Below are 8,698 nucleotides of genomic sequence, written 5' to 3'. Positions count from 1 at the left end.
GCTTTCATGCCATACCCGGTGGGGCATGCAACCAGGGGGCACGGGACTTGCTGTGACGCACCACCATGGAACTCACACCCCGAGAAAAAGACAAGCTGCTGATTTTCACCGCCGCCTTGCTGGCGGAGCGGCGCAAGGCCCGCGGCCTCAAGCTCAACTACCCCGAATCGGTGGCGCTGATCAGCGCGGCCGTGATGGAAGGAGCGCGCGACGGCAAGACCGTGGCCCAGCTCATGAGCGAAGGCCGCAGCGTGTTGACCCGCGACGACGTGATGGAGGGCATCGCCGAGATGATTCCGGACATCCAGGTGGAAGCCACCTTCCCCGATGGCACCAAGCTCGTGACCGTGCACCAACCCATTCCCTGAAGCGCCATGAAATTCAAACACCTGCTCCCCTTGGTCCTCGCGGCCGTTTCAGTCTCTGCCCTCGCCCACGTCGGCGATGCCGGACACGACCACGGCGGTTTCCTCACCGGCTTCCTGCACCCCGTCACCGGGCTGGACCACCTGGCCGCCATGCTGGCCGTGGGGGTGTGGAGCGCCATGACCACGCGGCGCCTGTGGCTCGCGCCGGTGTCGTTCGCGGCGCTGCTGTTGATCGGCGCGCTGTTGGCACAGGCCGGCGTCGCCTTCCCGGCGATCGAACCGATGATCGCGGCCTCGATGCTGGTCGTGGGCCTGCTGTTGGCCGCGCAAGTGAAGCTGCCCGAAGCGTCGGGCGCGGTGCTGGTGGGCGCGTTCGCGCTGTTCCACGGCGCGGCGCACGGACAGGAGCTGGCCGACGGCGCGGCCCTGGCCGGCATGGTGCTGGGCACCGCGGCGCTGCACGTGGCGGGCATCGGCATGGGCCTGGGTCTCAAGCGCGCCAACGACTGGCTGCCGCGCGTGGCCGGCGGCGTGGTCGCGCTGATGGGTTTGAACATGGGCTGGTCCCTGATCGCAGGGTGATCCGATGATCCCCGGCGAACTCCTCACCGACGCGGGCGAACTCCCGCTCAACCCCGGCCGGCGCACCCTCACCCTGGTGGTGAAGAACGGCGCCGACCGCCCCATTCAGGTCGGCTCGCACTACCACTTCGCCGAAACCAACGGCGCGCTCGATTTCGACCGCGCCGCCGCGCGCGGCATGCGGCTGAACATCGCCAGTGGCACCGCTGTGCGCTTCGAACCCGGGCAGCAACGCACGGTGGAACTGGTCGACTACGCGGGCGACCGCATCGTGTACGGGTTTCGCGCCCTGACACAAGGAAAGCTCTGAGCATGGCCACCATCCCCCGCAGCGCCTATGCCGACATGTTCGGCCCTACCGTGGGCGACCGCCTGCGCCTGGCCGACACCGGCCTCTTCATCGAGATCGAAAAGGACTTCACCCTGGCCGCTGGCGGCTACGGCGAAGAAGTGAAGTTCGGCGGCGGCAAGACCATCCGCGATGGCATGGCGCAGTCGCAGCGCACGCGCGCCGAAGGTGCCGTCGACACCGTGATGACCAACGCGGTGATCATCGACCACTGGGGCATCGTCAAGGCCGACATCGGTTTGAAGGGCGGGCGCATCGTCGCCATCGGCAAGGCCGGCAACCCCGACACGCAACCCGGTGTGGACATCGTCATCGGCCCAGGCACGGAAGTGATCAGTTGCGAAGGCCACATCGTCACCGCCGGTGGCATCGACAGCCACATCCACTTCATCTGTCCGCAGCAGGTGGACGAAGCGCTCACCTCGGGCATCACCACCATGCTCGGTGGCGGCACCGGCCCGGCCACCGGCACCTTCGCCACCACCTGCACGCCCGGCCCCTGGCACATCGAACGCATGCTGCAAGCGGCGGACGGCCTGCCGATGAACCTCGGTTTTCTCGGCAAGGGCAATGCGAGCCTGCCCGCCGCGCTGCACGAGCAGGTGAACGCCGGCGTGATCGGTCTGAAGCTGCACGAAGACTGGGGCACCACGCCCTCGGCCATCGACAATTGTCTGAGCGTGGCCGAAGAAGCCGACGTGCAGGTGGCCATCCACAGCGACACGCTCAACGAATCGGGCTTCGTGGAAAACACCATCGAAGCGACGAAAGGCCGCAGCCTCTGCGCCTTCCACACCGAAGGCGCCGGTGGCGGCCACGCGCCCGACATCCTGCGCGTGGTGGGCGAGGCCAACTTCCTGCCCTCCTCCACCAACCCGACCATGCCCTACACCGTCAACACGCTCGACGAGCATGTGGACATGCTCATGGTGTGCCACCACCTGGACGCGGGCATCGCCGAAGACCTGGCTTTTGCCGAGAGCCGCATCCGCCGCGAGACCATCGCGGCCGAAGACATCCTGCACGACATGGGCGCCATCAGCATGATGAGCAGCGACAGCCAGGCCATGGGCCGCGTGGGCGAGGTCATCATCCGCACCTGGCAGGCCGCGGACAAGATGAAGAGCCAGCGCGGCACGCTGCCCGAAGACAGTTCGCGCAACGACAACTTCCGCGTCAAACGCTACATCGCCAAGTACACGATCAACCCCGCCATCGCGCACGGCATCTCGCACATCGTCGGTTCGCTCGAGGTCGGCAAGTGGGCCGACCTGGTGGTGTGGAAGCCCGCGTTCTTCGGCGTGAAGCCCACGATCGTGCTCAAGGGCGGCAGCATCGCGCTGGCCGCGATGGGCGATCCGAACGCCTCCATTCCCACGCCGCAACCGGTGCACTACCGCCCCATGTTCGCCAGCTTCGGCGGCGCGATGGCGCGCAGCAGCCTCACCTTTGTGTCGCAAGCCGGCTTGAAAGCCGGCGTGGGCGAGCGCTACGGCTTGCAGAAAACGCTGGCCGCCGTGCAAGGCGTGCGCGGTGTGACCAAGGCGCAGATGGTGCACAACGCGCTGCTGCCGAAGATGGAGATCGACCCCCAGACCTATGCCGTGCGTGCCGATGGCATCTTGCTGACCTGCGAGCCCGCCACCCGTTTGCCGTTGGCGCAGCGTTACTTCCTCTTCTGAGACCTTCATGCTGCAAGTCTCCAAGCTGATCCCTCAAGGCCAGGGCCTGGCCAAACCGCTCGTGCAGCGTGCGGCGCAGGTCGTGCTGGACTGGGACATCCGCCAGAAAAGCCGCTTCGACGCGGTCGCCTCCGACGAACGCCACGTGGGCGTGTTCCTGCCGCGCGGCACTGTGGTGCGGGGCGGCGACGTGCTGGTCACCGAAGATGGTTCTCTGCTGCGCGTGGTGGCCGCGCCGCAATCGGTGCTGCGCATCACCGCGTGCCCGGACCATCCGGCACAGGACCAGGCCTTCGACCTCATGCGCGCGGCCTACCACCTGGGCAACCGGCACGTGCCGATCGAGCTGCGCCCCGACCACCTCAAGATCGAACCCGACCACGTGCTGGCCGACCTGCTGCGCGCCATGCACCTCACGGTGCACGAAGTGCGCGAACCGTTCGAGCCCGAGGGCGGTGCCTACGGCGCGCAAGGCGCGGGCCATGCGCATGGTCATCACCACCATGACCACGGGCATCACCATGGACATGACCACGGCTGAAACCACGGCACCCGCGCGCTCGGCCGCGAGCCTGCTGCAGATTCTCTGGCTCGCCTCGCCCGCGCTGCCGGTGGGCGGCTTCTCGTACTCCGAAGGCCTGGAAGCCGCGGTCGACGCGGGCCTGGTGCACGACGAGGCGAGCGCCGCCACCTGGCTCATCGACCAGTTGCACCTGGGCCTGGCGCGCGCCGACCTCGCCGTCGCTGCGCAAGCCATTCCCGCATGGCGCCGCAACGACCTCGCCCGCATCGCCGCACTCAACCACTGGGTGCTGCAGACCCGCGAGACCCTGGAGTTCCGCCTGCAGACCGAGCAGATGGGCCGCTCCCTGCTCGAATGGGCGCGCCAATTGGGCGACCTGGGCGCGGGCGTGTTCGAGCAACTGCAAGCCGCGCGACTCCAGCCGCCCACCTACCCCGTGGCCTGCGCCTGCGCCGCCGCACGCACCGACGCGAGCGTGCGCGACAGCCTCGTGGGCTACGCCTTCGGCTGGGCCGAAAACATGGTGCAGTCGGCCATCAAGTCGGTGCCGCTGGGCCAGAGTTCGGGTCAGCGCATGCTCGCGCGCCTGGCGCAACAGATTCCCGATGCGGTGGACCACGCCATGGCCCTGCCCGACGGCGAACGCCAGGCCTTCACGCCGATGCTGGCCATCCTCTCCGCCCGCCATGAAACCCAATACTCGCGCCTGTTCCGCTCGTGAACCCAGCCACTTTGAACGAAGCATCGCTCGCTGCCGCGTGCCCCCATCCCCGCCTTCCCCCAGAGGGGGAAGGTGAAAGTCCTTCAACCGAATCGGACGTACTCGAAATCCACCGGCTGGCGGTTGATGCCCATCACCGGCGGTGCGATCCAGCCCGCGAACTTGCCCGGGTCGACCACGCGACCCATGAGCGAGGCGACAAAGGCGAAGTCTTCCGGCGTCGGCAGCCATTCGCTCTTCTTCGCGGCCCATTCGGCTTCGCTCACCACACGGCCATCGGGCGACATCTTGATGCCGGCGAGCGCGCCGATCTGGCGGTTGAAGGCCTTGTGCGGCACGGTCAAGCGCGTCGGGATGCCGGCCTTTTCCAGCACCTTGTTCCAGCGGTTCACGCCGGCCACGGAGTCGGCGATGAAGTCGTCGCGCAGCACTTCGTTGAGCGCGTTGAGCATGGGAACGTCTTTCTCGACGAGCTGGCCGTCCTTCACCTCGAGCACCTTGTAGGTCTGGCCCTTGAGGATGTGGTCGTCGGTGCGCTTGCCTTCTTCGTAGCGGCCCTTGAGACCCGAGCTGTAGAAGATGGCGGCGTTGCTCGACTGGTCGGCGCCGAACAGGTCGATGGTCACCGAGTAGTGGAAGTTCAGGTAACGCTGGATGGTGCCGAGGTCGATGGCGCCGGCCGCGCGCACTTTCTGCGCGTCGTCGGTCTTGAGTTCGTTCATCACCTGCGCGGTGCGGGCCAGCACGCGCGACACACCGCTTTCGCCCACGAACATGTGGTGCGCTTCTTCGGTCAGCATGAACTTGGTCGTGCGGGCCAGCGGGTCGAACGCAGATTCGGCCAGCGCCGAGAGCTGGAACTTGCCGTCGCGGTCGGTGAAGTAGGTGAACATGAAGAAGGCGAGCCAGTCGGGCGTCTTCTCGTTGAACGCACCCAGGATGCGCGGGTTGTCCTGGTCACCGGACGTGCGCTGCAGCAGCGCTTCGGCTTCTTCGCGGCCATCGCGGCCGAAGTGCTTGTGCAGCAGATAGACCATGGCCCACAGGTGGCGGCCTTCTTCCACGTTGATCTGGAACAGGTTGCGCAGGTCGTACATGCTGGGCGCGGTCAGGCCCAGGTGGCGCTGCTGCTCGACGGACGCGGGCTCGGTGTCGCCCTGCGTGACGATGATGCGGCGCAGGTTGGCGCGGTGTTCGCCGGGCACGTCCTGCCAGGCCTTCTCGCCCTTGTGGTCACCGAAGTGCACCTTGCGCTCGGCATCGCCCGGGTTCAGGAAGATGCCCCAACGGTAGTCGCGCATCTTCACGTGGCCGAACTGGGCCCAGCCCTGCGGGTCCACGCTGACCGCGGTGCGCAGGTAGACGTCGTAGTTGGTCGAGCCTTCGGGGCCCACGTCGTCCCACCAGTTGATGAAGTTCGGCTGCCAGCCTTCGAGCGCGCGCTGCAGCGTGCGGTCTTCGGAGAGGTTGACGTTGTTGGGGATCTTTTCGCTGTAGTTGATCGTGCTCATGTGTGCTTCCTCGGTTTTGTTGGCGGGAATGAATCCATCAGACGCGGTTGAAGTCGAAAGTGGCCTTGTCGCCCTTGCCGTAGACCTTCAAGGCACCCTTCTCGCCAACGGCGTTGGGGCGGATGAAGATCCAGTTCTGCCAGGCGGTGAGGCGGCCGAAGATGCGGGTCGCCATGTTTTCCTTCTGCGCGAAACGCAGGTTGGCTTCCAGGCCGGTGAGCGCGTCGGGCGACATGGCGGCACGCTCTTCCATCGCCATGCGCACTTCGTCGGCCCAGTCGATGTCGTCGGGTGCGGCGGTCACGAGGCCCAGGGCCAGCGCGGCGTCGGCGTCGAGCGCCTTGCCGATCGCGCCGCGTGCGGCTTCCATCGGTGCCTCTTCTTCGTAGAAGCGGCGCTGCAGGCGCGACTGGTCGTTGACCATCGGCAGGTAACCGAAGTTGAACTCGCCGAGTTGCAGCTTGGGTGCGGCGTCCGCATCGTCGGGCAGGGCCAGCATGTAGGCGCGGTCGGCGCAGAAGGCCAGTTCGGCGAGCGAACCGGCGAAGCACGAACCGGATTCGATCAGCGCGAAGAGGCTGCGCGAGGACACGTCCAGGCGCGCGAAGGTGCGGCGCATCAGGCCCAGCGTTTCGCGCACCAGCCAGTGGTCTTTGTTCGCGAGCATCAATGCATCGCTGGCGAGCACGGCGGCGGCGTCGCCTTCGGTCTTGAGCAGCCAGGTGCCCATGTCGAGTTCGTTGGTGCGCAGGCACAGGATGGCGTCGTCCAGTTCGCGCGCCATCTGCAGCGGCCACCAGGCGGCGCCCGCGGCTTCGATGCCGGCGATGTCCTTCGGCTGCGCGCCGGTGGGAGCCTTCACGGTCAGCGTGACGTTGCGCTTGGCGCGGTCGATGGCCACGTTCACGTGGGTGTAGCCAATGCCGTCGGCGCTCTCGGTGCGTTCGACGCGCGGCAGAGCCACGCCCTTGCCGGCGGCCGGGCGGTCGCTCTTCGCGGCCAGCGCGGCAGCGCGCTCTTTTACGTGCGCGGCGAATTGCTGCGGCTTGGCGATCGAATCGACCAGGCGCCAGTCCACCGCCTTCTGACCCCGCACGCCTTCGCTGGTGGTGCAGAAGATGTCGGCCAGGTCGTGGCGCACGTGGCGCTTGTCGGTCACGCGGGTCAGGCCACCGGTGCCGGGCAGCACGCCGAGCAGCGGCACTTCGGGCAGGGAAACAGCGGAGGAGCGGTCGTCCACCAGCACGATCTCGTCGCAGGCCAGGGCCAGCTCGTAGCCGCCGCCGGCGCAGGCGCCGTTGAGCGCGGCGACGAACTTCAGGCCGCTGTATCTGGAGGAGTCTTCAATGCCATTGCGGGTTTCGTTGGTGAACTTGCAGAAGTTCACTTTCCAGGCGTGGCTGGAGAGGCCGAGCATGAAGATGTTGGCGCCGGAGCAGAACACGCGGTCCTTGGCGCTGGTGACGACCACGGTGCGCACTTCGGGGTGCTCGAAACGCACGCGGTTGAGTGCGTCGTGCAGCTCGATGTCCACACCCAGGTCGTAGCTGTTGAGCTTGAGCTTGTAGCCAGGGCGGATGCCAGCGTCTTCGTTGATGTCGATGGACAGGGTCGCCACGGCGCCCTCAAAGGCCAGCTTCACATGGCGGTACTGGTCAGGCTGGGTGCGGTAGTCGACGGCGGGGGGCGTTGCGGTGGCGCTCATGGGAAGTCTCCGGCAGTGTCTGGGGTCTGGGGCATCCGCAGGCCAAGACCCGCGGCGGAATCAGGCTCGACAACCTGCACTTAAACGCCGGTCCGAACCTGGTAATGTGAATAATAATTCACAAACTCAAAACCGTCAATGCACTTTTATGCATGCTTCATCCCCCCAGTCCAATCGCCTCGCGCACCTGGGCCCGCAGCGCCTGGAAAGCGTCTTCGAGGTTGTAGGCGCTGGTGTCGAAGGCCATGTCGGCCTTGGAATAGAAAGCCGAGCGCCCGGCCAGAATGCGCTTGAGGTCTTCCATGGCCTCGCGGCTCGCGGCCATGGGGCGCATGTCGCCCTGCGCGGCCACGCGGCCCATGTGGTCGGCCGGGTCGGCCTGCAGCCACACCGTGGTGCAGTGGGACAGCAGGAGGTTGAAGTTGGCCGCGTCCGACACGAGGCCGCCCGGTGTGGCGATCACCACCTCGGGGTAGATCTGGATGGCTTCTTCCAGCGCGCGGCGCTCGTAGCGGCGGTAGGCCGGCGTGCCGTAGAGGGAGTGGATTTCGTTGATGCTGCAGCCGGCGAATTTCTCGATTTCGCGGCTGAGCTCGATGAAGGCAAAACCCAGGTCGTCGGCGAGGCGCTCGCCCAAGGTGGACTTGCCCGCGCCGCGCAAGCCGATCAGCGCGATGCGCGCCTTGCGCCGAGGATCGTCACCGGCTGCCGCACCACCGCCCAGCAGGCTGCCGATGGCGATGCGCGCGCGGCGCAGGTCGGCCTCGTCGCGCTTCTCCAGCAGCTCACGAATCAGCAGCCATTCCGGTGAGCTCGTGCTCACATCACCGATCAATTCCGTCAGCGAGCATTGCAGCGCCTGCGCCACCTGCAGCAGCACCAGGATGGAGGCGTTGCCCGTGCCGTACTCGAGGTTGGCCAGGTGCCGCTCGGACACATCGGCCGCGACCGCCACGGCCTTGCGCGTCATGCCGCGGCGCGAGCGCAGGGTGCGCACGCGCTCGCCCAGGGCGACCAGAAAGGGGTGGCGCGGCTCCTCTTCGGCCACAGGCAACTTGGCCTCGCCGGGAGCGATCACGCCGTTGTCTTCGACGTCCATGAGGTCTTGGCCTTTCAATCGGAACGGGGCAGAGAAAAACGCTGGACGGGCTTGCCAAGCATCAAAACATGCACTTTAATGCACAATCTACAAAACGCAAGATAGTGCAGTTATAGCGCCATTCGCTCCCCACGGCCAGTGCCGAGGGGCCGCCACCG

9 protein-coding genes are annotated in these 8,698 nt (G+C 66.7%); 6 read left to right on the top strand and 3 right to left on the bottom strand.

Annotated elements, in window-relative coordinates; translation table 11 throughout:
- Positions 1-65: 65 nt before the first annotated feature.
- From FFS09_RS05900 to FFS09_RS05875, 6 genes are read left to right on the top strand one after another with little or no spacing between them, the layout of a single operon-like run.
- A complete protein-coding gene (locus FFS09_RS05900; RefSeq protein WP_137917928.1) occupies positions 66-368 on the top strand; it encodes an urease subunit gamma in 303 nt (100 codons plus the stop codon).
- Positions 369-374: 6 nt separating this feature from the next.
- Complete coding sequence (locus FFS09_RS05895; RefSeq protein ID WP_137917927.1) at positions 375-950, top strand: HupE/UreJ family protein; 576 nt, start codon at positions 375-377, stop codon at positions 948-950.
- Positions 951-954: 4 nt separating this feature from the next.
- Positions 955-1,260, top strand: a complete 306-nt coding sequence (locus FFS09_RS05890) for an urease subunit beta (protein ID WP_137917926.1) — start codon at positions 955-957, stop codon at positions 1,258-1,260.
- A 2-nt stretch (positions 1,261-1,262) separates the two neighbouring features.
- A complete protein-coding gene (ureC, locus tag FFS09_RS05885; RefSeq protein WP_137917925.1) occupies positions 1,263-2,981 on the top strand; it encodes an urease subunit alpha in 1,719 nt (572 codons plus the stop codon).
- 7 nt (positions 2,982-2,988) lie between these two features.
- Positions 2,989-3,522, top strand: coding sequence for an urease accessory protein UreE (ureE, locus tag FFS09_RS05880; RefSeq protein ID WP_137917924.1), 534 nt, complete (start codon positions 2,989-2,991; stop codon positions 3,520-3,522).
- Entirely contained in the window at positions 3,509-4,225 is a 717-nt protein-coding gene (locus FFS09_RS05875) for an urease accessory protein UreF (RefSeq protein WP_137917942.1), read from the top strand. The genes ureE and FFS09_RS05875 overlap by 14 nt, the downstream gene beginning before the upstream one ends.
- Before the next feature lie 83 nt (positions 4,226-4,308).
- Here FFS09_RS05875 and boxB read toward each other — a convergent pair whose 3' ends face one another.
- From boxB to FFS09_RS05860, 3 genes are all read right to left on the bottom strand, one after another.
- Positions 4,309-5,736 carry a benzoyl-CoA 2,3-epoxidase subunit BoxB gene (boxB, locus tag FFS09_RS05870; protein WP_137917923.1) on the bottom strand — a complete coding sequence of 476 codons (1,428 nt, stop codon included), beginning with the start codon at positions 5,734-5,736 and terminating at the stop codon, positions 4,309-4,311.
- 37 nt (positions 5,737-5,773) lie between these two features.
- A complete protein-coding gene (gene boxC, locus FFS09_RS05865) occupies positions 5,774-7,441 on the bottom strand; it encodes a 2,3-epoxybenzoyl-CoA dihydrolase (RefSeq protein WP_137917922.1) in 1,668 nt (555 codons plus the stop codon).
- Between the two features lie 157 nt (positions 7,442-7,598).
- On the bottom strand, positions 7,599-8,540 hold the full coding sequence (locus FFS09_RS05860) for a helix-turn-helix transcriptional regulator (RefSeq protein WP_137917921.1): 942 nt from the start codon (positions 8,538-8,540) through the stop codon (positions 7,599-7,601).
- Positions 8,541-8,698: the final 158 nt, after the last annotated feature.

The organism is Hydrogenophaga sp. 2FB (assembly GCF_005503365.1).
Lineage (GTDB): Bacteria > Pseudomonadota > Gammaproteobacteria > Burkholderiales > Burkholderiaceae_C > Hydrogenophaga.
Note: the sequence above shows the minus strand (reverse complement) of the source record. Positions and strands in the feature narration are given on the sequence as shown.